The sequence below is a fragment of the Streptomyces sp. NPDC059874 genome (genome assembly GCF_042731135.1).
Lineage (GTDB): Bacteria > Actinomycetota > Actinomycetes > Streptomycetales > Streptomycetaceae > Streptomyces.
Map to the genome: position 1 here is coordinate 1 of NZ_JBHWJY010000043.1, position 23,893 is coordinate 23,893.

The window sequence follows — 23,893 nt, forward strand, 5'->3', positions numbered from 1 at the left end:
CGGCTCCTCACCCGCCGGAGCGGCTGGATTTCGGCTGATGCCGCCTGCCCGGCGCGGCTGGGTTGCCGCGCAGCGGCACATCCAGCCCCGCCGGCGTTTGAGGCGCGGGGGTCCGGGGGCAGCGCCCCCGGCAGCGGCGGAGCACCCGGTCACGGACGGCGGACGTTCCGCCAAGCCTCCGGGAGGGCTTCGGCCACGTCCTGGGCCGGCAGCGGCCCGCCGCGGAGACGGCCCGCCAGGCCGTGGAGGTACGCCGCCACCGACCCGGCGTCCACCGCCGACAGGCCCCCCGCCAGGAGGGACCCGGCCAGCCCGGACAGCACGTCCCCGCTCCCGGCGGTGGCCAGCCACGGCGTCCCCGTCGGGTTCACCCGCACGGGCGAACCGCCGGAGGCGACCAGGGTCGTCGAGCCCTTCAACAGCACCGCTGCCCCGTACCGCCCGGCCAGGTCCCGCGCGGCGGCGAGCCGCCCGGCCTCCACGGACTCCCGCGGGGCCCCCAGCAGCGCCGCCGCCTCCCCCGCGTGCGGGGTCAGCAGGGTCGGGGCCGTCCGGGCCCGCAGCACGCCCGGGTCCAGCCCGCGCAGCCCGTCCGCGTCGACCAGTACGGGCACGGAGTCCGCCAGGGCGTCGGTCACCTCCCCGGCGCGCCCCTCCCCCAGCCCCGGCCCGACCACCCACGCCTGCACCCGGCCCCGCCCGATCAGCGTCTCCGGGAAGCGGGCCAGCACCGCGTCCGCCGCCGGCCCCACGTACCGCACCGCGCCCGCACCGCCGCGCAGCGCCCCCGCCACGGCCAGCACCGCCGCGCCCGGGTACTGCGAGGACCCGGCGACGATCCCGACCACGCCCCGCCGGTACTTGTCGCTCGACGCCGTCGGCACCGGCAGCAGCTCCGCCACGTCCGCGTGCTGCAAGGCCTCCACGGCGGGCGGCGACGGCAACTCCAGCCCGATGTCCACCAGCCGCACCGCGCCGGCCCGCGAGGCCCCGGGGTCGATCAGCAGGCCGGGTTTGTACGCCCCGAAGGTCACCGTGACATCGGCCGTGACGGCCGCACCCGCCACCTCCCCGGAGTCGGCGTCGACCCCGCTCGGCAGGTCCACGGCCACCACCACCGCACCCGCCGGAATCCGCTCCACCAGGGCGGCCGCCGCCGGCCGCAACCCGCCCCGCCCGCCGATGCCGACGAGCCCGTCCAGGACCAGGTCGGCCCGGGCCGGCACCGACTCCGCGACCCGCCCACCGGCGGCCCGCAACGCGGCCAGCCCGCCCGTGTGCATCCGCTCCGGGTCCATCGGCACCGCCGTCACCCCGGCGCCCCGGCGCGCCAGCCGCGCGCCCGCGTACAGCGCGTCGCCGCCGTTGTCCCCGGGCCCGACGAGCAGCACCACCCGGGAGCCGTACACCCGGCGCAGCAGCCCCGCACAGACGGCGGCCAGCCCGGCCGCCGCCCGCCGCATCAGGGCGCCTTCGGGCAGCCGGGCCATCAACTCCCGCTCGGCGCCCCGTACGGTCTCCACGCTGTAAGCAGTACGCATGCCACCAGCCTGCCCGAAAAGCGGGTGCTACCCCTCGGCGATCACCACGGCGGAGGCGACCCCGGCGTCGTGGCTCAGCGAGATGTGCCAGGACTTCACGCCCATCGCCGACGCCCGCGCCTCCACCGTCCCCGACACCCGCAGTCGGGGCTGTCCGCTGTCCTCCACGTACACCTCGGCGTCGGTCCACAGCAGCCCGGCGGGCGCGCCCAGCGCTTTGGCCAGGGCCTCCTTCGCGGCGAACCGCGCGGCGAGCGAGGCGATTCCGCGCCGCTCGCCGCTCGGCAGCGTCAACTCGGAGTCGAGGAACAACCGCCCGGCCAGGCCGGGCGTGCGCTCCAGCGCCGCGCCGAACCGCTCGATCTCCGCCACGTCGATCCCGACGCCGATAATCACAACGACAACCCCAACTACTCCACCGTCACCGACTTCGCGAGGTTACGCGGCTGGTCCACCTCGTTCCCCCGCGCGGTCGCCAGCTCGCACGCGAACACCTGCAACGGCACCGTCGCCACCAGCGGCTGAAGCAGCGTCGGCGTCGCCGGGATACGGATCAGGTGGTCGGCGTACGGCACGACCGCCTCGTCGCCCTCCTCCGCGATCACGATGGTCCGCGCCCCGCGGGCCCGGATCTCCTGGATGTTCGACACGATCTTGTCGTGGAGCACCGACCGGCCGCGCGGCGAGGGCACGACCACCACCACCGGCAGGTCCTGCTCGATCAGCGCGATCGGACCGTGCTTGAGCTCGCCCGCCGCGAAGCCCTCGGCGTGCATGTACGCCAGCTCCTTGAGCTTGAGCGCGCCTTCCAGCGCCACCGGGTACCCGACGTGCCGGCCCAGGAACAGCACGGTGTTCTTGTCGGCGAGGGAGCGCGCGAGCGCACGTACCGGCTCCATGGTCTCCAGGACGGTGTCCACGGCCGCGGCGATGTCCGACAGCTCCCGGATCACGGCCTCGATCTCGTCGCCCCACTTGGTGCCCCGGACCTGCCCCAGGTACAGCGCGACCAGATAGCAGGCCACCAGCTGCGTCAGGAACGCCTTGGTCGAGGCGACGGCCACCTCCGGACCGGCGTGCGTGTACAGCACGGCATCCGATTCGCGCGGGATCGTCGACCCGTTCGTATTGCAGATGGCCAGCACCTTGGCGCCCTGCTCGCGCGCGTGCCGCAGCGCCATCAGGGTGTCCATGGTCTCGCCGGACTGCGAGATCGCGACCACCAGCGTCCGCTGGTCCAGGATCGGGTCGCGGTAGCGGAACTCGCTCGCCAGCTCCGTCTCGCACGGGATGCGGGTCCAGTGCTCGATGGCCAGCTTCGCGATCATGCCCGCGTGGTACGCCGTACCGCACGCCACGATCACGACCTTGTCGACCTCCCTGAGCACCGAGGTGGGGATGCGCACCTCGTCCAGGGTCAGCGAGCCGTTCGCGTCGATCCTGCCCAGGAGGGTGTCGGCGACGGCCTTCGGCTGCTCGGCGATCTCCTTGAGCATGAAGTAGTCATATCCCCCCTTCTCGGCCGCCGAGGCGTCCCAGTCCACGTGGTACGCCCGCACGGTCGCGGCCGAACCGTCGAAGTTGGTCACCGTGACCCCGTCGCGGCGGAGCTCGACGACCTGGTCCTGCCCCAGCTCGATCGCGGACCGGGTGTGGGCGATGAACGCGGCCACGTCCGAGGCGAGGAAGTTCTCTCCCTCTCCAACGCCCACCACCAGAGGGGAGTTCCGGCGCGCGCCGACCACCACGTCCGGCACGTCCGCGTGCACCGCGACCAGCGTGAAGGCGCCTTCCAGCTGCCGGCACACCTGCCGCATGGCCTCGGCGAGGTCCCCGGCGGCCGAGAACCGCTCCGCCAGCAGGTGCGCCACGACCTCGGTGTCCGTCTCGGACTCCAGCCGGTGCCCGCGCTCGGCCAGTTCGGCGCGGAGCTGCGCGAAGTTCTCGATGATGCCGTTGTGCACGACGGCCACGCGCCCCGAATTGTCGAGGTGCGGATGGGCGTTGACGTCGGTGGGCCCCCCATGGGTGGCCCACCGGGTGTGCCCGAGCCCCGTGGATCCGGCCGGCAGCGGGTGCCCGACCAGCTCCTTCTCCAGATTGACGAGCTTCCCGGCCTTCTTGACGGACTCCAGCTCCCCGTCGGCGAGCACGGCGACCCCGGCCGAGTCGTAGCCGCGGTACTCCAGCCGCTTGAGTCCGGCGATGACCACATCGAGCGCCGACTGCGCTCCCACGTAACCCACAATTCCGCACATAGGCCGCAGCGTACGCCGTGTCGGCCCGTCTGCCCCGTACCCGAACAAGACGAAAACCCCGCCCCGGCGAATGCGCCGGAGCGGGGTTGACGGTCAGTCGGGCGGGGCTCAGCCGAGCTTCTTGACCTGCGTGTCGATCAGGGCGGTCGGGGACTCCGTCGTGCCGAGGAAGCTGATCGAGTTGAAGGTGGCCACCGTGGCGCCCTTGCGCACGACGACGAGCTGCCCGGTGGCCTTGTCGCCGCCCTCGTCCACGATCGTGATGGCCAGGCTCACGACCTCGTCGCCGCCGGTGACGGCCGGGCCGGGCTTGACGCCCTCGTACTTGGTGGCCTCGCCGTCGGTGGTGGCGGTGAAGCCGCCCGCGCACGCCGTTCCGGCCGCCTTGAGGGAGGCGAGGAGCTCCTCGGCGCCCGTTCCGTCGTAGGAGGACAGACCGATCATCGTCATGGTGTTGCCGATGGTCTTCTGGATGGCCTTCGCCTGCTCCTCCGGCGGGGCGTCGGGGGCGAGCGCCTTCGGCTTGGGCGACAGGATCTGACGGGCGATGCCGGTCGGGGTGCCGATCTTCTGCACGGCCTGGCTCTGGACCAGGACCTTGCATTCGGCCTTGTCGGTGGTGACGGCGTGCTTGTCCACGTCGGCGAGCTCGCCGGTGGCCGTGGCGTCGCCGGTGTAGTCGGGGACCTCGGCCAGGGTGACCATCAGCGCGGCCAGCTCCGCGTCCGTCTTGCCCTTGGCGGCCGGGGCCGCAGAGCTCGCGGGAGCGGACGGCTTGGCGTCCGTCTTGGTGTCGGCCTTGCCGGAGCCGCAGGCGGTGGCGAGCAGGACCAGGGACACCGCGGAAGCGGTCAGGACGGAACGACGGACAAGAGCGGTGCGCACGATGGAATTCCCCCACGACGAAAACGAAGAAAAAACAGCAGGAGCGGCGTCCGGCATGGCGGGGCGCGCCTCAGAACTGCGGTTTCACGCAATGTACCGGCAAAAGGATCACCTGCTCCGATCTTTTCCCTCGGCCCGCCGATCGTGACCGGCACGAGACCGCACAGCCCTCGAACCGGTACCGGCCCCCGTACAACCGCCCCCGCCGTACCCGCGGTCGGTCAGCCGAGCTTCTTGATCTGCGCGTCGATGAACGCCTGCGGCATGGCGGGCTTGCCGGTCACGCTGAAGGTGTGGATGACGAAGAGGTTGTTGCCCTTGCGGACCGCGACCATCTGGCTGTGCAGCGCGTCCCCGTCGTCCTCGGCGGTGACCGCCCAGCCCGCGGCGTCGTCGCCGGCGCTCACGCTCACGGGCGCGATCGCCTTGATGGTGGTCTTCTCGCCCTTCGTCGTGGTGACGAAGCCGGCGGTGCAGGCCTGACCGGCCGCCTTCAACGAGGCCAGCGCCTCCTCCGCGCCCTTGCCGTCGTACGAGGCGAGCTGGACGGAGGTCAGGGTGATGCTCATCGGGTTGGCCTTGTCGGTGGGCTCACCGGTGCCGAGGCGCTCCGTGGTGGTGACGGCCTTGCCGACCGGGGCGAGGCCGCCGGCCTCCGCGAGCGGTCGGCACTGCTCCTTGTCCGTGGTGACCTCGGAGGACTTGGCGACGTCGTCGGCGCCGGCCTTCGCGATCACGGTCTTCGGGACGTCGCCGTCGGCCAGGGTGAGCTTCTCCAGCTCGGCGGCCCCCAGCGCCTTGACCTCGGGCGTCGGCGAGGGCGCCGGGGCGCTCGCGGACGGCTTGGCGTCCGCCTTGGTGTCGGCCTTGTCGGCGCCGCAGGCGGTGCCCAGCAGGGCGAGGGACACCGCGGAAGCGGTCAGGACGGAACGACGGACGAGAGCGGTACGCACGAAGGATCTCCCACGGGACACGACACGGAACACGGCACGGCACGGGACGTGACGGCGACAGAGCAGCGCGAAACAGCGCACCCGGCGAGCCGGGGCACGCTTCTGAACTGCGGCGATCAGCACTGTACGGCCGGATCGCGCGCCCGATCCGGGATCTGAACGACAGCCTCCGATTGTGATCGGGGCGAGACCCACAGGGCCCCCGAATCGAGACCGGAGCCCGGCCGCACGCCCCCGCCGAACCCCCGCGGGCGGCCACGCGACCGACCACATGACCGGCCACGTGACCGACCACACGACCCACAACCGTCTCCGAGCCCCGACAATGGCGGTGTGATCACTTCGCCGCCACGAAGCACGCCGGACAGCGCAACGGAGCGCACCGGCCGGGACGGGCACCCCACGCGCCCCGCCCACCGCCGGGGCCCCGACGCCTCGCCGTACGTCGACCTCACCCGCGCCGAATGGAGCGCGCTGCGCGAGCGGACCCCGCTGCCGCTGACCGCCGAAGAGGTGGAGCGGCTGCGCGGCCTCGGTGACGTCATCGACCTCGACGAGGTCCGCGACGTGTACCTGCCGCTCTCGCGCCTGCTCAACCTGTACGTCGAGGCCACCAGCAACCTGCGCGGCACCCTGAACACCTTCCTCGGCGACGCGGGCAACGGCCACGGCGCCCAGCAGGGCACCCCCTTCGTCATAGGGGTCGCCGGTTCGGTCGCCGTCGGCAAGTCCACCGTGGCCCGTCTGCTCCAGGCCCTGCTCGCCCGCTGGCCCGAGCACCCGCGCGTGGAGCTGGTCACCACCGACGGGTTCCTGTACCCGATGAAGGAACTCCAGCGGCGCGGCCTCACCTCCCGCAAGGGCTTCCCGGAGTCCTACGACCGCCGCGCGCTCACCCGTTTCGTCGCCGACATCAAGGCCGGCAAGGACGAGGTGCGGGCCCCGGTCTACTCGCACCTGATCTACGACATCGTGCCGGGCGAGGAGCTCGTCGTACGCCGCCCGGACATCCTCATCGTCGAGGGTCTGAACGTGCTCCAGCCCGCCCTCCCCGGGACGGACGGCCGCACCCGCGTCGCCCTCGCCGACTACTTCGACTTCAGCGTGTACGTGGACGCGCGCCCCGAGGACATCGAGCGCTGGTACCTGGGGCGCTTCCGGAAGCTGCGCGAGACCGCCTTCCAGAACCCCTTCTCCTACTTCCGCAAGTACACCCAGGTCTCCGAGGAGGAGGCCATGGAGTACGCGCAGACGATGTGGCGGACCGTCAACAAGCCCAACCTGCTGGAGAACGTGGCGCCCACCCGCGGCCGGGCCACCCTGGTCGTCCGCAAAGGCCCGGACCACAAGGTGCAGAAGCTGAGCCTGCGCAAGCTCTAGTGGTTAGGGTGCGGGGATGCTGCATCTGCGGATGATCACCCCGCACCACCTCACGGACCAGGTGCTCGCGCTGATCGACCAGACGGTCGGGACCACCCACCTGGTCGTGCTGACGGGCGCCGCCCGCGATCCCGAGGGCGACCTCGTGCTGTGCGACGTCGCCCGCGAGGCGGCCGACGAGCTGCTCCAGGAGATGCGGGCGCTCGGCATCGACAAAACCGGGTCGATCGCCGTCGAGAACATCGACCTGTCGATCTCCAAACGCGCCGACGACGCTGAGGAGGAGGCCCCGGGCGAGGCCGCCGACGCGGTGATCTGGGAGCAGCTCGCCGAGTCGACCCACGAGGAATCCACCCTCACGATCACCTACAGCGCCTTCATGATCGTCGCCACGATGATCGCGGCCTGCGGTGTGGCCCTGGACAACGCGATCCTGATCGTGGGCGCCATGGCGGTCGGTCCGGAGTTCGGCCCGCTCGCCGGCATCTGTACGGGCCTGGTGCAGCGCGAGCCGAAACTCGCCGCGCGTTCGCTCTTCGCGCTGCTGGTCGGTTTCGCGGCGGCGATCGTGGCGACGACGATCTTCAGCCTCGTGATGGACTCGATCGGCCAGTTCCACCAGGGCATGCTCGACAACCCCCGGCCGAACACCAGCTTCATCTGGCAGCCCGACCCGTTCTCCTTCGTCGTGGCACTGCTCGCCGGCGTGGCCGGCATGCTCTCGCTGACCTCGGCGAAGGCCGGCGCGCTGGTCGGCGTGGCGATCTCCGTGACCACCGTTCCGGCCGCCGCCAACGCCGCCGTGGCCCTCAGCTACGGCGACGTCGGCCAGATGTGGGGCTCGGCCGAGCAGCTGCTGTTGAACCTGCTCGGGATCATCCTGTCGGGCACGCTCACCCTCGTCGCCTGGAAACTGCTGTGGCGCACCCAGCAGAGCCGGATGATCCGGAAGCCGGGTGCGCCACGAAGGAACGGCAGCCAGTAATCAGCCGAGCGCGGACTTCACGACGTCCGCGAGCCGGCCCGCCACCGCGCGCGCCTGCTCGATGTCCGCGGCCTCGACCATCACCCGTACGAGCGGCTCGGTGCCGGACGGACGGAGCAGCACCCGCCCGGTGGTGCCCAGCTCGCGCTCGGCGTCGGCCACCGCCGCGGCCAGCTCGGCCGAGGTCGTGACCCGGGACTTGTCCACGTCGGGGACGTTGATCAGCACCTGCGGCAGTCGCTCCATCACACCGGCCAGCTCCGCCAGGGAGCTACCGGTGGCCGCGACCCGCGCCGCGAGCAGCAGGCCGGTCAGCGTCCCGTCGCCGGTCGTCGCGTGGTCGAGGATGATCACGTGGCCGGACTGCTCGCCGCCCAGGGCGTAGCCGTGCTCCTTCATGGCCTCCAGCACGTACCGGTCGCCGACCCCGGTCTGCACGACCTGGATGCCCGCGCCCTCCATGGCCAGCTTGAAGCCCAGGTTGGACATGACGGTGCCGACCACGGTGTTCTCGCGCAGCTTCCCGGCCTCGCGCATGGCCAGGGCCAGCACGGCGAGGATCTGGTCGCCGTCGACCTCCGCGCCGGTGCCGTCCACGGCCAGGCAGCGGTCGGCGTCACCGTCGTGCGCGATGCCGAAGTCGGCGCCGTGCTCGACGACGGCCGCCTTGAGCAGGTCGAGGTGGGTGGAGCCGCAGCCGTCGTTGATGTTCAGGCCGTCGGGCTCGGCGCCGATCGTGACGATCTCCGCGCCGGCCCGGGCGAAGGCCTCGGGCGAGACGTAGGAGGCCGCGCCGTGCGCCTCGTCCAGGACGACCTTCAGGCCGTCGAGGCGGTTGGGCAGCGCGCCGATCAGGTGGGCGACGTACTTCTCGAAGCCCTCCGTGTAGTCGGAGACCCGGCCGACACCCGAGCCGGTGGGCCGGTCCCAGGGAGCGCCGGTGCGGTGCTCCTCGTAGACGGACTCGATGCGGTCCTCCAGCTCGTCGGCGAGCTTGTGGCCGCCGCGCGCGAAGAACTTGATGCCGTTGTCCGGCATGGCGTTGTGGCTGGCCGAGAGCATCACGCCGAGGTCGGCACCCAGCGCACCGGTGAGATACGCCACCGCCGGGGTGGGCAGCACACCGACGCGCAGGACGTCCACGCCCGCGCTCGCGAGGCCGGCGACGACCGCGGCCTCCAGGAATTCGCCTGAGGCGCGGGGATCCCGCCCGACGACCGCGGTCGCCCGGTGGCCCGCGAAGGTGCCCGCCTCGGCAAGTACGTGGGCAGCCGCCACGGAGAGACCGAGCGCGAGCTCAGCCGTCAGATCCGCATTGGCGACGCCGCGTACACCGTCCGTCCCGAAGAGTCGTCCCACTGTTGTCCTCCCGAGTTTCCGCTTCGCATGTGACCGCATGTGACAGTTATTTGCCGCTTGTGGTGGTAAACGAACCGCCCCGGCAGCACGGAGAGTGCTGCCGGGGCGGATTCGATGCAGAACAGCAGGCGAAGATTAACGCTTGCTGTACTGCGGAGCCTTACGGGCCTTCTTGAGACCGGCCTTCTTGCGCTCGACCGCACGGTCGTCGCGGGAAAGGAAGCCGGCCTTCTTCAGCGCCGGGCGGTTGTTGTCCACGTCCGCCTCGTTCAGCGCACGGGCCACGCCGAGGCGCAGGGCGCCGGCCTGGCCGGAGACGCCGCCACCCGAGATGCGGGCGATGACGTCGTAACGGCCGTCGAGCTCGAGGAGCTTGAAGGGCTCGTTGACTTCCTGCTGGTGCACCTTGTTGGGGAAGTAGTCCTCAAGGGTGCGACCGTTGATCTTCCACTTGCCGGTGCCCGGAACGATCCGGACGCGGGCGATGGCGTTCTTGCGACGGCCCAGGCCGGCGGCCGGCTGGGGGTCGCCGAAGCGACCGGCAAGGGACTCGGAGGTGTAGTCGCCCTCGACGACAACCTCGGACTCGCTGGTGTACTCCTCGACGTTGCCCTCGAACTCTTCGACGGTCGTCTCGGCGGTGGTCTCGGCCACGATGCTCCTCAGAATTTTCTACGTCTTAGGGGGTGGCCGGAACTACTGCGCGACCTGGGTGATCTCGAACGGCACCGGCTGCTGCGCAGCGTGGGGGTGCTGGTCGCCCGAGTAGACCTTCAGCTTCGAGAGCATCTGACGGCCCAGGGTGTTCTTGGGGAGCATGCCCTTGATGGCCTTCTCGACGGCCTTCTCCGGGTTGTCACGGAGCAGGTCGTCGTAACGCACGGAGCGGAGACCGCCCGGGAAGCCGGAGTGGCGGTACGCCATCTTCTGGGACGCCTTGTTGCCGGACAGGTGAACCTTGTCGGCGTTGACGATGATGACGAAGTCGCCCATGTCCATGTGGGGGGCGTAAGTCGGCTTGTGCTTGCCTCGCAGGAGGGCAGCGGCCTGGGTCGCCAGACGGCCGAGGACAACGTCCTGGGCGTCGATGACGAGCCACTGGCGCGAGATGTCGCCGGGCTTGGGGCTGAACGTACGCACGCGTATGCCTTCGCTTCTTCAGTGGTGGTATCCCCAAGGGCGCAAGCCCCACGGGAAGGTCCTGACAGGGTCACCACGGACGATCACGACAGCCCTCGTTCACATCGGGGACGCAACCCGTGTGAACCGCTGGTCATCGGTCCGGTGGACCGGCGTAAGGCCCTTTCACGTGAGAATGAGAAAGCCAATACGCATAACAAACCAGCAGGATACCCAAGCAGACCCGTACGGGTCAAAACGCGGTCCGCGATGCCGATTCTGCTGGCGTCGCGGCGCACTCCGGTTCGGTCCTGGGTGGGGACCCCGCAGTTGTTACGGGCTCCAGAGTAACCCGACCGGAGCGCAGCGCACGACGCGCCAGCAGGATCGCGAGCCCGCACAGGGTGGCGCAGTCCTTGAAGGCGCGCCGTTTGTGGGCCAGCTCCGAGGGCCACGGGACCAGGGCCATCTGGGGCGTCAGCGCCAGCCAGAACCAGGGCGAGCGGGGCATCGAGCCCTCCCGCACCGCCGAGGCCAGCAGCAGCGGCAGCACCACCAGCAGGTAGTGGTCGAAGGACGGCCGCGAGACCAGGAATGCGGCGAGCATCACCATGCAGGCCGTCTCCGCGAGCCGCAGCTCGCCCCGGTCGGTATCGTCGGCGCGCCGCCACCGCGCCCAGGCCGCCCACAGTCCCGCCCCGGCCCCCGCGAACGCCACGACCACGGCCACCGACTCCGGCACCCCCAGCCGGGGCAGCACCGCGATCGGCGAGGCGTCCCACGGCAGCGCGTACGCGTCCTGCCCCTGGAGGAGGAACGGCAGGGTCTTGGTGAAGAACAGCGACGGGCTCGGCATCAGCAGCGCGCCCGCCAGCGAGAGCCCCAGCGGCACCAACACGGCCGCGGCCAGCCCCCGCCACCGCCGGGCGAGCACGAACAGCAGCCCGACCGGCACCAGCATCGGCTTGCAGGCGATCGCCAGCCCGACCACCAGACCGGCCGCCCCCCAGTGCCGCCGGTGGGCCAGCAGCAGCGCCACCGGCAGGGCTGCCGCCGAGATGGCCGTCCAGTTGCCGATCAGTACGAGGTTCACGTACGGCTTGTAGGCCAGGGCGAAGACGGCGAAGCCGACGACCGCGAACCGCGAGCGCAGCGGCACCGAGAACAGCCTCAGCGCGGCCAGCCAGCCGATGCCCAGCAGCCCCGACATCCCGACCGGCAGCACCCACCGCAGCACCGTCTGCGGCAGCAGCGCCTCCGGCACCGCCATGAGCACGGCGCTGGGGAGGTAGAGGAACCGCTTGTCCTCGTACGGGGACCCGCCCGCCAGCAGCGTCTCGGCCGCCTTCACCACGAAGGCGTTGTCCGAGCCCCAGTTCGCCCGCAGGCTCGTGGAGACGCAGATGCCGAGCACCACCGCGAGGGAGGCGAGCCGCCAGGGCAGGGAAGCGGGCCGCAGCAGCCAGTCGACCAGCCGGTTCCCGGAGGTCCGGACGCGGGTGTCCCACTTCTTCAGCCAGATGCCAGGCCGCAGCCCCACTGTGGTCTCCCCTAGCGCTTCCGCTCGACTCTACGTTCGCCCCGGACGCGCTCAGCGGCGACGCTCGACGCGTCGCTCGTCCCAGACGGGCTCCTGAGTCTCTCGCACAACCCCGTCCGAACCGAAGACCAGGTAGCGGTCGAATGTTCGGGCGAACCAGCGGTCGTGCGTGACGCACAGCACAGTGCCCTCGTAGGCCTCCAGGCCGTCTTGGAGGGCCTCCGCGGACTCCAGGTCCAGGTTGTCCGTCGGCTCGTCCAGCAGCAGCGCCGTGGTCCCCGCCAGCTCCAGCAGCAGGATCTGGAAGCGGGCCTGCTGGCCGCCCGACAGCTTCTCGAAGGGCTGCTCGGCCTGGCGCTCCAGCTCGTAGCGGCGCAGGGCCCCCATCGCCTGGCCCAGGGGCTTGGCCGCCTCCGTCCACAGGATGTCGACGAGGGTGCGGCCGAACAGCTCCGGATGCGCGTGCGTCTGCGCGAAGTGGCCCGGAACCACCCGCGCGCCCAGCTTCCATTCACCGGTGTGCTTGACGTCCTCGCCGGCCAGAAGCCGCAGGAAGTGCGACTTCCCCGAGCCGTTCGAGCCCAGTACGGCGACCCGCTCGCCGTAGAAGACCTCCAGCGAGAAGGGCTTCATCAGCCCCGTCAGCTCCAGGTTCTCCACGGTGAGGGCGCGTACGCCCGTACGCCCGCCCTTGAGCCGCATCCGGATGTCCTGCTCCCGCGGCGGCTCCGGCGGCGGACCGGCCTCCTCGAACTTCTGGAAGCGGGTCTGCATCGCCTTGTAGCGGGAGGCCATGTCGGGGCTGCTCGCGGCCTGGTTGCGCAGCCGCAGCACCAGGGCCTTCAGGCGGGCGTGCTCCTCGTCCCAGCGCCGCTTGAGCTCCTCGAAGCGCGCGAAGCGCTCCTTGCGGGCCTCGTGGTACGTGCCGAAGCCCGCACCGTGCACCCACACGTCCGTGCCCATCGGGCTCGGCTCCAGGCTGATGATCTTCTCGGCGGCCGTGGACAGCAGCTCCCGGTCGTGCGACACGAACAGCACGGTCTTGCGGGTGGCCTTCAGCTGCTCCTCCAGCCACCGCTTGCCCGGGACGTCGAGGTAGTTGTCCGGCTCGTCGAGCAGCAGCACCTCGTCAGGACCGCGCAGCAGCGCCTCCAGCACCAGCCGCTTCTGCTCGCCGCCCGACAGCGTGCGCACCTCGCGGAACTGCGCGGTGTCGTACGGGATGGCCAGGGCGGCCATGGTGCAGACGTCCCACAGGGTCTCCGCCTCGTAGCCCTGCACGTCCGCCCAGTCGCTGAGCGCCTGCGCGTAGGCCATCTGGGCCTTCTCGTCGTCCACCGTCAGGATCAGCTGCTCGGCCCGGTCCACGGCCTCGGCCGCCTCGCGGATCCGCGGCTGGGACACCGAGACCAGCAGGTCCCGCACGGTCGTCTCGTCCCGTACGGAGCCCACGAACTGCGACATCACGCCGAGCCCACCGCTGAGCGTGACCCCACCGCCGTGCGGCTGGAGCTCACCGGAGATCAGCTTGAGCAGGGTGGTCTTGCCGGCCCCGTTGGCCCCCACGAGGGCGACCACGGACCCCTCCCCCACCCGGAAGGAGACGTCGGGGAGCAGTACCCGCCCGTCGGGAAGGTAGTACTCCAGGTGGCTCGCTTCGAGATGTCCCATGCCGGGCATTGTCCAGGTCCGGCCGCCATCCACCCAAACCGATTAGCAGCAGCCCGCGCCCGGCAGGGTCCGCATGTTCCGGGCCTCCTTGCTGCGCGCGGCCAGCAGCTCGTCCGCCGGGTAGCCGACCTCCTCCAGCGTCAGCCCGTGCGGCTTGACCACGTGCACCGAGGAGTCGCGCACCGCCGCGGCCAGCACCTGCCCGGGCCACTCCACGGGCCGGTGCCCGTCGCCGACGTGCAGCAGGGCTCCCACGAGGGAGCGGACCATGTTGTGGCAGAAGGCGTCGGCGCGGACCGTCGCGGTGATGATCCCGTCCTCGGCGCGCTCCCAGCCGAGCTGCTGGAGGGTGCGGATCGTCGTGGCGCCCTCGCGCTTCTTGCAGTACGCGGCGAAGTCGTGCTCGCCGAGCAGCGGGGCGGCGGCCTCGTTCATGGCGTCCACGTCGAGCGGCCACTGGTGCCACAGCACGTGCCCCCGGCGCAGCGGGTCGACCCCGCCCTGGTGGTCGCCCACGCGGTAGGCGTAGCGGCGCCAGATGGCCGAGAAGCGCGCGTTGAAGCCCTCCGGGGCCTCGGCGACCTTCCACACCCGGATGTCGTGCGGCAGCCGGCCGGCGAGGCGGCGCAGGAGCTTGTCGTGGTGCTCGGCCCATACCTCCTCGGCCAGGTCGAACTGCGCGACCTGCCCGCGGGCGTGCACGCCGGCGTCCGTCCGTCCGGCCACGGTCAGCTCGACGGGCTCCTTCAGCCGCATCACGGTCTGCAGGGCGCTCTCCAGCTCGCCCTGCACGGTCCGCAGCACGCGCTGCTTCGCCCAGCCGGAGAAGTCCTTGCCGTCGTAGCTCAGGTCCAGCCGCACCCGGACGTGCCCGGGCTCCACCTCGTCACTCACGTGACCGATCCTCTCAGAACTCACACATGCAGAACGGGCCCGCCCCGGAAGGGGGCGGGCCCGTTCAGAGCCGTTCAGCGTGATCCCGAGAGGGATCAGGCCTCCTTGGTCTCCTCGGCGGCGGGAGCCTCGGTGGCCTCCGCCTCCTTCACGGCGCGCTTGGTGGCGGCCTCGGCCTCACCAGTGGCCTGCTGGGCGACCGTCAGGGCCTCGACCAGCTCGATGACGGCCATCGGGGCGTTGTCGCCACGACGGTTGCCGATCTTGGTGATGCGCGTGTAACCACCGGGGCGGTTCTCGTAGCGCGGGGCGATCTCGGTGAACAGCGTGTGCACGATGCTCTTGTCCGTGATCGTCTGCAGCACCAGGCGACGGTTGTGGATGTCGCCCTTCTTGGCCTTGGTGACCAGACGCTCGGCGTAGGGACGCAGGCGGCGGGCCTTGGCCTCGGTGGTGGTGATGCGGCCGTGCTCGAAGAGCGCCTTCGCGAGGTTCGCGAGGAGGTGCTTCTCGTGCGCGGCGGAGCCGCCCAGGCGGGCACCCTTTGCGGGACGCGGCATTGTTACTCCTTCAAATCTGCACCGGCCGTGTCAGGTACCGGAGTCAGTTCCCTCAGGCGGTCGCGAGAGGGGGTGCGGGGGGCGTGAGCCCCCCGCGAGCTTTTCTAGTACTGCTCGGTCTCGACGAAACCGGCATCCGCGTCGTCGTCGGCGCCGAAGGCGTCGGCGGCGGCGGTCGGGTCGAATCCGGGCGGGCTGTCCTTGAGGGCCAGGCCCATGCCGGCCAGCTTCGCCTTGACCTCGTCGATCGACTTCGCACCGAAGTTGCGGATGTCGAGCAGGTCGGCCTCGGAGCGGGCGACGAGCTCACCCACGGAGTGGATGCCCTCGCGCTTGAGGCAGTTGTACGACCGAACGGTGAGCTCGAGCTCCTCGATCGGCAGCGCCAGGTCGGCGGCCAGGGCGGCGTCCGTCGGGGACGGGCCCATGTCGATGCCCTCGGCGTCGATGTTGAGCTCGCGCGCCAGACCGAACAGCTCGACCAGGGTCTTGCCGGCGGACGCCATGGCGTCGCGCGGGCGCATGGCCTGCTTGGTCTCGACGTCGACGATGAGCTTGTCGAAGTCGGTGCGCTGCTCGACTCGGGTCGCCTCGACCTTGTAGGTGACCTTGAGGACCGGGCTGTAGATGGAGTCGACCGGGATGCGGCCGATCTCCTGGCCCAGCTGCTTGTTCTGGACGGCGGAGACGTAGCCGCGACCGCGCTCGACGGTCAGCTCCATCTCCAGCTTGCCCTTGCCGTTGAGCGTGGCGAGGACCAGGTCCGGGTTGTGCACCTCGACACCGGCCGGCGGCGCGATGTCGGCAGCGGTGACCAGGCCGGGACCCTGCTTGCGCAGGTACATCACGACCGGCTCGTCGTGCTCCGAGGAGACGACCAGCTGCTTGATGTTGAGGATGATGTCGGTGACGTCTTCCTTCACACCCGGCACGGTGGTGAACTCGTGCAGGACGCCGTCCACGCGGATGCTGGTGACAGCGGCACCCGGGATCGAGGACAGGAGCGTACGGCGCAGGGAGTTACCGAGGGTGTAGCCGAAGCCCGGCTCCAGCGGCTCGATCACGAACCGCGAGCGGTACTCGTCGACGACCTCTTCGGTCAGCGAAGGACGCTGAGCGATAAGCATGTCTGTGTTCCTTCATTCGTGGACGCCCACTATTTGACGCCCGACGGGACGCCGTACCGGAGTACGGCTACTGCAAGGGTACGGGCGGCACGGCCCCCGAAGGGGTCGTACCGCCCGGACACTCAAAGACGCACAGGTGCGTCCGCTGCGTCAGACGCGGCGGCGCTTCGGCGGGCGGCAGCCGTTGTGCGGGGTGGGGGTGACGTCCTGGATCGAGCCGACCTCGAGGCCGGTGGCCTGGAGGGAGCGGATCGCGGTCTCGCGGCCGGAGCCCGGACCCTTGACGAAGACGTCAACCTTGCGCATGCCGTGCTCCTGCGCGCGACGGGCGGCCGACTCGGCGGCCATCTGCGCGGCGAAGGGGGTGGACTTGCGCGAGCCCTTGAAGCCGACGTGGCCGGCGGAGGCCCAGGAGATCACGTTGCCCGAGGGGTCCGTGATCGAGACGATGGTGTTGTTGAACGTGCTCTTGATGTGGGCGTGCCCGTGAGCGACGTTCTTCTTTTCCTTGCGGCGCACCTTCTTGGCAGCGCCCTGACGACCCTTGGGGGGCATCTAAATCTCCTACGGGAGGTGGTCGGTCCTACAGCGCAAGACCGCTGAACAGGACTACTTCTTGCCCGGCTTCTTCTTACCGGCGATCGCGCGACGCGGGCCCTTGCGGGTACGCGCGTTGGTGCTGGTGCGCTGACCGTGCACCGGGAGGCCGCGACGGTGGCGGATACCCTGGTAGCACTGGATCTCGATCTTGCGGCGGATGTCGCCCTGGATCTCGCGGCGGAGGTCACCCTCGGTACGGAGGTTGGCGTCCACGTACTCGCGGATCTTGACGAGGTCCTCTTCGGCCAGGTCACGAACGCGGGTGTTCGGGTTCACGCCGGTGGAGGCGAGGATCTCCTTGGACCGGGTGCGCCCGATACCGAAGACGTAGGTGAGTGCGATCTCCACGCGCTTTTCGCGCGGGATGTCAACACCGGAAACGCGTGCCACAAATGGCTCCTGTGTGTTCGGGGGTCTTCCGCAGAACCACTCCCGACCGCCGACCACCCGAAATGGGTGATGGTACGTCCGGGTCCCCGGCCCCCGCCGGAGGTACCGCCGGCCCCTCTCAGGGCTGGGCGGGTTCTGCGTATGTACGTTTTCTTACGTCGCGCGAAGAACTGCGGAAGGCAGGTCGGTCGGCGTGCGTCAGCCCTGGCGCTGCTTGTGGCGCAGGTTGTCGCAGATGACCATGACCCGGCCGTGACGGCGGATCACCTTGCACTTGTCGCAGATCTTCTTGACGCTCGGCTTGACCTTCATGTTGGTGAGGTTCTCCGGGTCAGTGCCACCACCCGCACCGGGACGGACGCCCAGGCAGGAGTGAGAGCAAGATCTACTTGTATCGGTAGACGATCCGGCCACGCGTCAGGTCGTACGGAGACAGCTCCACAACGACCCGGTCATCGGGGAGGATGCGGATGTAGTGCATACGCATCTTGCCGCTGATGTGCGCGAGGACCTTGTGACCGTTCTGGAGTTCCACCTTGAACATGGCGTTCGGGAGGGACTCGATCACGGTGCCCTCGATTTCGATGGCACCTTGCTTCTTGGCCACGCTTCGCCTTTCGAATCGGCTACCTTGATCGGCTCCGTGTGTCGCCATGCAGGCATGGATGTGCACGAGAGCCGACGAGTCAGTCTACGTCAGGGCACCCAGAAAGACGAATCCGGAAAGTTTGCCCCAGAGTCTAGATCATTAACCGAGCGGGTCCGGAGCCGTGGTGACTCCGTACGTCGCCAGCTTCGCCTTGCCACAGTCCGGGCTGGTCAGGACGATGGGACCGTCCTCCGTCAGGGCGATGGAGTGCTCCCAGTGCGAGGACCAGGTGCCATCCGTGGTGATGACCGTCCAGTCGTCGGACAGTACCTCCGTCTGGGCGGTTCCCAGGGAGACCATGGGCTCGATCGCCAAGCAGACGCCCGGGACCAGCTTGATCCCCTTGCCCCGCTTGCGCGAGACGTAGTTCAGCAGGTGCGGGTCCATGTGCATCTCGGAGCCGATGCCGTGGCCGCCGTAGTCCTCGATGATCCCGAACTTGCCGAGGCTGTGCTCACCGGTGGAGGGGCGGGGCTGGCGCTTGATGTACGTCTCGATCGCCTTCGAGATGTCCACGAGGCGGTTGCCCAGCTTCATCGCCGCGATGCCGGCCCACATGGACTCCTCGGTCACCCGGGAGAGCTCGACGAGCTCCGGAGCGTGACCGGTGCCCACGAAGGCCGTGTACGCGGCGTCGCCGTGCCAGCCGTCCACGATCGCGCCGGCGTCGATCGAGATGATGTCGCCGTCCTTGAGGACCGTCTTGTCGTCCGGGATGCCGTGGACGACGACCTCGTTCACCGAGGTGCAGATCGTCGCGGGGAAGCCGCCGTAGCCGAGGAAGTTCGACTTCGCTCCCGCGTCCGCGATGACCTTGCGGGCCACCATGTCCAGATCCCGTGTCGTGGCGCCCGGCACGGCGGCCTCACGGGTCGCCGCGTGGATCGCGGCGACGACCAGCCCCGCCTCGCGCATCTTCGCGATCTGCTCGGGGGTCTTGATCTGAACCATGAACGGACCTTCCACCTTCGAATTCGGGTCTTCTCAACAGTACGGCCGCGGCGCCCGAAGGACACCGCGGCCGTACCTGCACAACAGGGGGTACTGCTTCTTCGTACTACTTCTTCAGAGCGTCCATGGCGCGCTGGGTGATCTCGTGCACCTCGCCGAGGGCGGAGATGGTCACCAGCAGGCCCTGCTCCTTGTAGTAGTCGATGATCGGCTCGGTCTGCGTGTGGTAGACCTCCAGCCGGTTGCGGACCGTCGACTCGGAGTCGTCGTCCCGCTGGTACAGCTCGCCGCCGCAGGTGTCACAGACACCCTCGGCCTTCGGCGCCGCGTACGTGACGTGGAAGACGTGCGAGGAGTCGTTGCGGCAGATCCGCCGACCGGCGATCCGCTTGACGACCTCGTCCTCCTCGACCTCCAGGTCGAGGACGGCGTCCAGCTTCATGCCCTCGGCCTGCAGCATGACGTCGAGCGCCTCGGCCTGCGAGACGTTGCGCGGGAACCCGTCCAGGAGGAAGCCGTTCTCGGCGTCCTGCTGCTCCATCCGGTCCTTGGCCATGCCGATGGTGATCTCGTCGGGGACGAGGTCACCGGCGTCCATGAACGCCTTGGCGCGGCGGCCCAGCTCGGTGTTCTGGCTGATGTTGGCCCGGAACAGGTCGCCCGTGGAGATGTGCGGGATCGACAGGTTCTTGGCAAGGAACGCGGCCTGCGTTCCCTTGCCCGCACCGGGCGGTCCGACGAGGACGATTCGCATCAGCGGAGGAACCCTTCGTAATTGCGCTGCTGGAGCTGGCTCTCGATCTGCTTCACGGTTTCCAGACCCACACCCACGATGATCAGGATGCTCGTTCCCCCGAAGGGGAAGTTCTGGTTCGCTCCGAAGCCGGCCAACGCCATCGTCGGCACAAGAGCGATGAGACCCAGGTACAGCGACCCCGGCCAGGTGATCCGGTTGAGCACGTAGCTCAGGTACTCGGCGGTGGGTCGACCGGCACGAATACCCGGGATGAACCCACCATACTTCTTCATGTTGTCTGCAACTTCCTCGGGGTTGAAGGAAATCGCCACGTAGAAGAACGCGAAGAAGACAATCAGGAGGAAGTAGGTCGCGATGTAGTACGGGTGGTCGCCCTTGACGAAGTGCTTCTGGATCCAGGTGGCCCAGCCCGCGGTGGACCCGCTGAACTGGACGATCAGCGCCGGGATGTACAGCAGCGACGAGGCGAAGATGACGGGAATCACACCCGCCTGGTTCACCTTGAGCGGGATGTAGGTCGAGGTGCCGCCGTACGCGCGACGACCGATCATGCGCTTCGCGTACTGGACCGGGATCCGGCGCTGCGCCTGCTCGACGAAGACCACCAGGGCCACCATCGCGAGGCCGACGAGGATCACGACACCGAACTCGACCCAGCCGTCGGCGATCTTGCCCTGGAGCTTGATCTGCCAGAGGGCTCCGATGAAGCCGGCGGCGATCGAGATGAACATGAGGATCGACATGCCGTTGCCGATGCCGCGGTCGGTGACGAGCTCACCGAGCCACATGACGACACAGGTACCGGCGGTCATGGTGACCACCATGACGATCGTGGTGAAGATGGACCGGTCCGGGACGATCTGGCTGGCGACCTGGCAGCCCTGGAACAGGGCGCCGGTGCGGGCGGTGGCCACGAGGCCGGTGCCCTGCAGGATCGCGAGCGCGACCGTCAGATAGCGCGTGTACTGAGTGATCTTCGCCGTGCCGGACTGTCCCTCTTTTTTGAGGTTCTCCAGCTTCGGGATGACCACGGTCAGCAGCTGCAGGATGATGCTCGCCGTGATGTACGGCATGATGCCGAGCGCGAAGATCGTGATCTGCAGCAGCGCACCGCCGCTGAACATGTTGACGAGACCGAACAGCCCATTGCTGCTGCCTGCCTGGTCAACACAGATCTGTACGTTCTTGTAGCTCACGCCGGGTACCGGGATGTGGGACCCGAGCCGGAACAGCACGATGATGCCGAGCGTGAAGAGCAGCTTCTTGCGCAGGTCGGGCGTCTTGAACGCCCGGGCGAACGCGGTGAGCACGGTGCCTCCTGCGACCCCCGCGCTACTGCGTCAGAGGTGACGGTCTGAGGGATCGACGTATACGACAAAGCAAAGGTGCACGCCACCTTACCGGCGAGTGTGCCCCCCGTGGAACGACCAACCGGGGATGCCCCTTATGTGAGGCATCCCCGGTCGGGTTTCGAGCTATTTAGTCACTTGATCCGTCTTAGACGAGCTCGGTGACAGTGCCGCCGGCAGCGGCAATCTTCTCCTTGGCGGAGGCGGAAACGGCGTCAACCGAAACCTGCAGCGCCACGGAGAGCTCGCCCTGGCCCAGGACCTTGACGAGGCTGTTCTTGCGAACCGCGCCCTTGGCGACCAGGTCGGCCACCGTGACTTCTCCACCCTCGGGGTAGAGAGCGCCGAGCTTGTCCAGGTTGACAACCTGGAACTCGGTGCGGAACGGGTTCTTGAAGCCCTTGAGCTTCGGCAGGCGCATGTGGAGGGGCATCTGCCCACCCTCGAAGCGCTGCGGGATCTGGTAACGGGCCTTCTGGCCCTTCGTACCACGACCGGCCGTCTTACCCTTCGACGCCTCACCACGACCGACACGGGTCTTCGCGGTCTTGGCGCCGGGGGCGGGACGGAGGTTGTGGGCCTTCAGCGGGCTGTTCTCAGCCATGATTAGTCAACCTCCTCAACCGTCACGAGGTGGCGGACGGTGTGAACCATTCCGCGGAACTCGGGGCGGTCCTCCTTGACGACCACGTCGTTCAGGCGCTTCAGCCCGAGCGAACGCAGAGTGTCGCGGTGGTTCTGCTTGCTACCGATGTACGACTTCGTCTGCGTGATCTTGAGGCGAGCCATTACGCAGCACCCGCCCCGGCACGCGCACGGAGCAGAGCCGCGGGAGCGACGTCCTCGAGGGGCAGACCACGGCGAGCCGCGATCTCCTCGGGACGCTGCAGGCCCTTGAGGGCCTCCACGGTCGCGTGCACGATGTTGATCGCGTTGTCGGAGCCGAGCGACTTCGACAGGATGTCGTGAACGCCGGCGCACTCCAGAACGGCGCGCACCGGGCCACCGGCGATAACACCGGTACCGGGGGAAGCAGGCTTCAGCAGGACGACGCCCGCGGCCTTCTCACCCTGGATCGGGTGCGGGATGGTGCCCTGGATGCGCGGAACCTTGAAGAAGTTCTTCTTGGCTTCCTCGACACCCTTGGCAATGGCCGCGGGAACTTCCTTGGCCTTGCCGTAACCGACACCTACAGTGCCGTCACCGTCGCCCACCACGACCAGCGCGGTGAAGCTGAAGCGGCGACCACCCTTGACAACCTTGGCGACGCGGTTGATCGCGACAACGCGCTCAACGTAAGCGGTCTTCTCGGCGGCAGGGCCACCGTCGCGACCCTTCCGGTCCCGCCGCTCGCCGCCACCGGCACCGCTTCCGCGGCGCTGGGGTCCAGCCATTGGATTACCTCTCTCTGTTACGTCCGTGAGTCCCGGAACCGGGGCTTAGAACTTCAGCCCGGCTTCGCGGGCGGCGTCAGCCAGAGCGGCAATGCGCCCGGCGTATCGGTTGCCACCGCGGTCGAACACGACGGTCTCGACACCCGCAGCCTTGGCACGCTCGGCGACGAGCGCGCCGACAGCCTGGGCCTGGGCGCTCTTGTCGCCTTCGCCACCGCGGATCGAAGCGTCCAGGGTCGACGCCGACGCCAGGGTGTGACCCTGGAGGTCGTCGATGACCTGAGCAACGATGTTGCGGTTCGAACGCGTCACGACGAGGCGCGGACGCTCCGCCGTACCCGAGACGTTCTTGCGGATGCGGATGTGGCGGCGAGCCTTGGCAGCGCGCTTGTACGCGTCGCCCTTGGCGATCTTCACACCGTATGCCATGGCTACTTACCAGCCTTTCCGACCTTGCGGCGGATGACTTCGCCGGCGTACTTGACACCCTTGGCCTTGTACGGGTCGGGCTTCCGCAGCTTGCGGATGTTGGCGGCGACCTCGCCGACCTTCTGCTTGTCGATGCCCTCGACCGAGAACTTGGTCGGCGACTCGACCTTGAAGGAGATGCCCTCGGGCGCCTCCACCAGGATCGGGTGGCTGTAGCCGAGCTGGAACTCCAGGTTGGAGCCCTTCGCGGCCACGCGGTAACCGACACCGCTGATCTCGAGAGCCTTGACGTATCCCGTGGTCACACCGGTGATCATGTTCGCCACCAGCGTGCGGGACAGGCCGTGCAGGGCCTTGTTCTGACGCTCGTCGTTGGGGCGGATGACGTTCAGGACGCCGTCCTCACCCTTGGCGACAGCGATGGGCGCAGCGACGGTGTGCGTGAGGGAACCCTTGGGGCCCTTCACCGCGACCGTACGGCCATCGATGGTGACGTCCACACCGGCGGGAACCTGGATGGGGAGCTTGCCGATTCGCGACATGAGCTTTCCTTCCTTTCCCGACTACCAGACGTAGGCGAGGACTTCCCCACCTACGCCCTTCTTGCCTGCCTGCTGGCCGGTCAGGAGACCGTGGGACGTGGAGATGATCGCCACGCCCAGGCCACCGAGGACCTTCGGCAGGTTGGTGGACTTCGCGTACACGCGCAGACCGGGCTTCGAGATCCGCTTGATGCCCGCGATGGAGCGCTCACGGTTCGGCCCGAACTTCAGCTCGAGGACGAGGTTCTTGCCGACCTCGGCGTCCTCGACCTTCCAGCCGGTGATGAAACCCTCCTGCTTGAGGATCTCTGCGATGTGCGACTTGATCTTGCTGTGCGGCATCACGACGGTGTCGTGGTACGCCGAGTTAGCGTTACGCAGACGCGTGAGCATGTCTGCGATCGGGTCAGTCATGGTCATGAAGTGGCCTTCGGCCTCTCTCGCCGGGGTTTCCTGTATGCGCCATCCCTCTCCCCACTCAGTGGCGGGACGGGTGCGGTGCGGGGACCTACGGCGTAGTAAGTCGATAGGGCGGCGGACGCCCAACCCCACAAGCCTAC

At 69.1% G+C, this 23,893-nt stretch carries 28 protein-coding genes; 2 read left to right on the forward strand and 26 right to left on the reverse strand.

Going from position 1 to position 23,893, the window contains the following annotated elements; genetic code table 11:
• Positions 1 to 149 precede the first annotated feature (149 nt).
• The 5 genes from ACFV9H_RS23675 to ACFV9H_RS23695 all read right to left on the reverse strand — a co-directional run bounded on the left by ACFV9H_RS23675 (position 150) and on the right by ACFV9H_RS23695 (position 5,637).
• A complete protein-coding gene (locus ACFV9H_RS23675; RefSeq protein ID WP_385401548.1) occupies positions 150 to 1,541 on the reverse strand; it encodes an NAD(P)H-hydrate dehydratase in 1,392 nt (463 codons plus the stop codon).
• 27 nt (positions 1,542 to 1,568) lie between these two features.
• Complete coding sequence (locus ACFV9H_RS23680; RefSeq protein ID WP_385401551.1) at positions 1,569 to 1,937, reverse strand: holo-ACP synthase; 369 nt, start codon at positions 1,935 to 1,937, stop codon at positions 1,569 to 1,571.
• A gap of 14 nt (positions 1,938 to 1,951) precedes the next feature.
• Positions 1,952 to 3,799 (reverse strand): glutamine--fructose-6-phosphate transaminase (isomerizing), encoded by a 1,848-nt coding sequence (gene glmS / locus ACFV9H_RS23685; RefSeq protein ID WP_385401553.1) that lies wholly within the window; start codon positions 3,797 to 3,799, stop codon positions 1,952 to 1,954.
• Between the two features lie 108 nt (positions 3,800 to 3,907).
• Positions 3,908 to 4,684: a hypothetical protein gene (locus ACFV9H_RS23690; RefSeq protein WP_385401555.1), complete on the reverse strand. Its 777-nt coding sequence runs from the start codon at positions 4,682 to 4,684 to the stop codon at positions 3,908 to 3,910.
• Positions 4,685 to 4,905: 221 nt separating this feature from the next.
• Positions 4,906 to 5,637, reverse strand: a complete 732-nt coding sequence (locus tag ACFV9H_RS23695; RefSeq protein ID WP_385401557.1) for a hypothetical protein — start codon at positions 5,635 to 5,637, stop codon at positions 4,906 to 4,908.
• Positions 5,638 to 5,970: 333 nt separating this feature from the next.
• Here ACFV9H_RS23695 and coaA point away from each other — a divergent pair, with 333 nt between their 5' ends.
• Together coaA and ACFV9H_RS23705 are read left to right on the forward strand one after the other, a co-directional pair.
• Complete coding sequence (coaA, locus tag ACFV9H_RS23700; protein WP_385401559.1) at positions 5,971 to 7,017, forward strand: type I pantothenate kinase; 1,047 nt, start codon at positions 5,971 to 5,973, stop codon at positions 7,015 to 7,017.
• 16 nt (positions 7,018 to 7,033) lie between these two features.
• Positions 7,034 to 8,002, forward strand: coding sequence for a DUF389 domain-containing protein (locus tag ACFV9H_RS23705; RefSeq protein WP_385401562.1), 969 nt, complete (start codon positions 7,034 to 7,036; stop codon positions 8,000 to 8,002).
• Here ACFV9H_RS23705 and glmM read toward each other — a convergent pair whose 3' ends face one another.
• The 21 genes from glmM to rpsH form a co-directional block, all read right to left on the reverse strand.
• Positions 8,003 to 9,361: a phosphoglucosamine mutase gene (gene glmM, locus ACFV9H_RS23710; RefSeq protein ID WP_385401565.1), complete on the reverse strand. Its 1,359-nt coding sequence runs from the start codon at positions 9,359 to 9,361 to the stop codon at positions 8,003 to 8,005.
• Between the two features lie 135 nt (positions 9,362 to 9,496).
• Positions 9,497 to 10,015, reverse strand: a complete 519-nt coding sequence (rpsI, locus tag ACFV9H_RS23715) for a 30S ribosomal protein S9 (protein ID WP_030388851.1) — start codon at positions 10,013 to 10,015, stop codon at positions 9,497 to 9,499.
• A gap of 42 nt (positions 10,016 to 10,057) precedes the next feature.
• On the reverse strand, positions 10,058 to 10,501 hold the full coding sequence (gene rplM / locus ACFV9H_RS23720; RefSeq protein WP_385401567.1) for a 50S ribosomal protein L13: 444 nt from the start codon (positions 10,499 to 10,501) through the stop codon (positions 10,058 to 10,060).
• Between the two features lie 232 nt (positions 10,502 to 10,733).
• Positions 10,734 to 12,020 carry a glycosyltransferase family 87 protein gene (locus tag ACFV9H_RS23725; protein WP_385401570.1) on the reverse strand — a complete coding sequence of 429 codons (1,287 nt, stop codon included), beginning with the start codon at positions 12,018 to 12,020 and terminating at the stop codon, positions 10,734 to 10,736.
• Between the two features lie 51 nt (positions 12,021 to 12,071).
• Complete coding sequence (locus ACFV9H_RS23730; protein ID WP_385401573.1) at positions 12,072 to 13,691, reverse strand: ABC-F family ATP-binding cassette domain-containing protein; 1,620 nt, start codon at positions 13,689 to 13,691, stop codon at positions 12,072 to 12,074.
• A 42-nt stretch (positions 13,692 to 13,733) separates the two neighbouring features.
• Positions 13,734 to 14,585, reverse strand: a complete 852-nt coding sequence (truA, locus tag ACFV9H_RS23735; protein ID WP_385401575.1) for a tRNA pseudouridine(38-40) synthase TruA — start codon at positions 14,583 to 14,585, stop codon at positions 13,734 to 13,736.
• A 95-nt stretch (positions 14,586 to 14,680) separates the two neighbouring features.
• Entirely contained in the window at positions 14,681 to 15,145 is a 465-nt protein-coding gene (gene rplQ / locus ACFV9H_RS23740) for a 50S ribosomal protein L17 (protein WP_069921530.1), read from the reverse strand.
• A gap of 104 nt (positions 15,146 to 15,249) precedes the next feature.
• Positions 15,250 to 16,272, reverse strand: coding sequence for a DNA-directed RNA polymerase subunit alpha (locus ACFV9H_RS23745; protein ID WP_007265920.1), 1,023 nt, complete (start codon positions 16,270 to 16,272; stop codon positions 15,250 to 15,252).
• A gap of 150 nt (positions 16,273 to 16,422) precedes the next feature.
• A complete protein-coding gene (gene rpsK, locus ACFV9H_RS23750; RefSeq protein WP_003956432.1) occupies positions 16,423 to 16,827 on the reverse strand; it encodes a 30S ribosomal protein S11 in 405 nt (134 codons plus the stop codon).
• Positions 16,828 to 16,881: 54 nt separating this feature from the next.
• Entirely contained in the window at positions 16,882 to 17,262 is a 381-nt protein-coding gene (gene rpsM / locus ACFV9H_RS23755) for a 30S ribosomal protein S13 (protein WP_007265919.1), read from the reverse strand.
• A 198-nt stretch (positions 17,263 to 17,460) separates the two neighbouring features.
• Entirely contained in the window at positions 17,461 to 17,574 is a 114-nt protein-coding gene (rpmJ, locus tag ACFV9H_RS23760; protein ID WP_003956441.1) for a 50S ribosomal protein L36, read from the reverse strand.
• Positions 17,575 to 17,647: 73 nt separating this feature from the next.
• Positions 17,648 to 17,869: a translation initiation factor IF-1 gene (gene infA, locus ACFV9H_RS23765; RefSeq protein WP_003956442.1), complete on the reverse strand. Its 222-nt coding sequence runs from the start codon at positions 17,867 to 17,869 to the stop codon at positions 17,648 to 17,650.
• Positions 17,870 to 18,010: 141 nt separating this feature from the next.
• The gene (gene map / locus ACFV9H_RS23770) at positions 18,011 to 18,862 is read right to left on the reverse strand and encodes a type I methionyl aminopeptidase (protein WP_385401578.1); all 852 of its coding nucleotides are present in this window, start codon (positions 18,860 to 18,862) and stop codon (positions 18,011 to 18,013) included.
• A 106-nt stretch (positions 18,863 to 18,968) separates the two neighbouring features.
• A complete protein-coding gene (locus ACFV9H_RS23775) occupies positions 18,969 to 19,616 on the reverse strand; it encodes an adenylate kinase (protein WP_385401581.1) in 648 nt (215 codons plus the stop codon).
• Positions 19,616 to 20,929 carry a preprotein translocase subunit SecY gene (gene secY, locus ACFV9H_RS23780; protein WP_385401583.1) on the reverse strand — a complete coding sequence of 438 codons (1,314 nt, stop codon included), beginning with the start codon at positions 20,927 to 20,929 and terminating at the stop codon, positions 19,616 to 19,618. The genes ACFV9H_RS23775 and secY overlap by 1 nt, the downstream gene beginning before the upstream one ends.
• Positions 20,930 to 21,116: 187 nt before the next feature.
• The gene (gene rplO, locus ACFV9H_RS23785) at positions 21,117 to 21,572 is read right to left on the reverse strand and encodes a 50S ribosomal protein L15 (RefSeq protein WP_008739693.1); all 456 of its coding nucleotides are present in this window, start codon (positions 21,570 to 21,572) and stop codon (positions 21,117 to 21,119) included.
• A gap of 2 nt (positions 21,573 to 21,574) precedes the next feature.
• A complete protein-coding gene (gene rpmD, locus ACFV9H_RS23790; protein ID WP_005313525.1) occupies positions 21,575 to 21,757 on the reverse strand; it encodes a 50S ribosomal protein L30 in 183 nt (60 codons plus the stop codon).
• Positions 21,757 to 22,362: a 30S ribosomal protein S5 gene (gene rpsE, locus ACFV9H_RS23795; RefSeq protein WP_384745032.1), complete on the reverse strand. Its 606-nt coding sequence runs from the start codon at positions 22,360 to 22,362 to the stop codon at positions 21,757 to 21,759. The genes rpmD and rpsE overlap by 1 nt, the downstream gene beginning before the upstream one ends.
• A gap of 45 nt (positions 22,363 to 22,407) precedes the next feature.
• The gene (gene rplR, locus ACFV9H_RS23800; protein WP_030026334.1) at positions 22,408 to 22,791 is read right to left on the reverse strand and encodes a 50S ribosomal protein L18; all 384 of its coding nucleotides are present in this window, start codon (positions 22,789 to 22,791) and stop codon (positions 22,408 to 22,410) included.
• A gap of 2 nt (positions 22,792 to 22,793) precedes the next feature.
• The gene (gene rplF, locus ACFV9H_RS23805) at positions 22,794 to 23,333 is read right to left on the reverse strand and encodes a 50S ribosomal protein L6 (RefSeq protein ID WP_365175866.1); all 540 of its coding nucleotides are present in this window, start codon (positions 23,331 to 23,333) and stop codon (positions 22,794 to 22,796) included.
• Between the two features lie 21 nt (positions 23,334 to 23,354).
• The gene (rpsH, locus tag ACFV9H_RS23810; RefSeq protein ID WP_007265911.1) at positions 23,355 to 23,753 is read right to left on the reverse strand and encodes a 30S ribosomal protein S8; all 399 of its coding nucleotides are present in this window, start codon (positions 23,751 to 23,753) and stop codon (positions 23,355 to 23,357) included.
• Positions 23,754 to 23,893 lie beyond the last annotated feature (140 nt).

Coding starts and splice junctions, on each gene's coding strand:
- rplQ (WP_069921530.1), bottom strand. CDS start 15,145: ATGCCGCGTCCCGCAAAGGGTGCCCGCCTGGGCGGCTCCGCCGCGCAC.
- rpsK (WP_003956432.1), bottom strand. CDS start 16,827: ATGCCCCCCAAGGGTCGTCAGGGCGCTGCCAAGAAGGTGCGCCGCAAG.
- ACFV9H_RS23745 (WP_007265920.1), bottom strand. CDS start 16,272: ATGCTTATCGCTCAGCGTCCTTCGCTGACCGAAGAGGTCGTCGACGAG.
- rplF (WP_365175866.1), bottom strand. CDS start 23,333: ATGTCGCGAATCGGCAAGCTCCCCATCCAGGTTCCCGCCGGTGTGGAC.
- rpsE (WP_384745032.1), bottom strand. CDS start 22,362: ATGGCTGGACCCCAGCGCCGCGGAAGCGGTGCCGGTGGCGGCGAGCGG.
- ACFV9H_RS23730 (WP_385401573.1), bottom strand. CDS start 13,691: ATGGGACATCTCGAAGCGAGCCACCTGGAGTACTACCTTCCCGACGGG.
- glmS (WP_385401553.1), bottom strand. CDS start 3,799: ATGTGCGGAATTGTGGGTTACGTGGGAGCGCAGTCGGCGCTCGATGTG.
- ACFV9H_RS23705 (WP_385401562.1), top strand. CDS start 7,034: ATGCTGCATCTGCGGATGATCACCCCGCACCACCTCACGGACCAGGTG.
- rpmD (WP_005313525.1), bottom strand. CDS start 21,757: ATGGCTCGCCTCAAGATCACGCAGACGAAGTCGTACATCGGTAGCAAG.
- rpmJ (WP_003956441.1), bottom strand. CDS start 17,574: ATGAAGGTCAAGCCGAGCGTCAAGAAGATCTGCGACAAGTGCAAGGTG.
- ACFV9H_RS23775 (WP_385401581.1), bottom strand. CDS start 19,616: ATGCGAATCGTCCTCGTCGGACCGCCCGGTGCGGGCAAGGGAACGCAG.
- rpsH (WP_007265911.1), bottom strand. CDS start 23,753: ATGACCATGACTGACCCGATCGCAGACATGCTCACGCGTCTGCGTAAC.
- ACFV9H_RS23675 (WP_385401548.1), bottom strand. CDS start 1,541: ATGCGTACTGCTTACAGCGTGGAGACCGTACGGGGCGCCGAGCGGGAG.
- map (WP_385401578.1), bottom strand. CDS start 18,862: ATGGTTCAGATCAAGACCCCCGAGCAGATCGCGAAGATGCGCGAGGCG.
- rplR (WP_030026334.1), bottom strand. CDS start 22,791: ATGGCATACGGTGTGAAGATCGCCAAGGGCGACGCGTACAAGCGCGCT.
- rplO (WP_008739693.1), bottom strand. CDS start 21,572: ATGGCTGAGAACAGCCCGCTGAAGGCCCACAACCTCCGTCCCGCCCCC.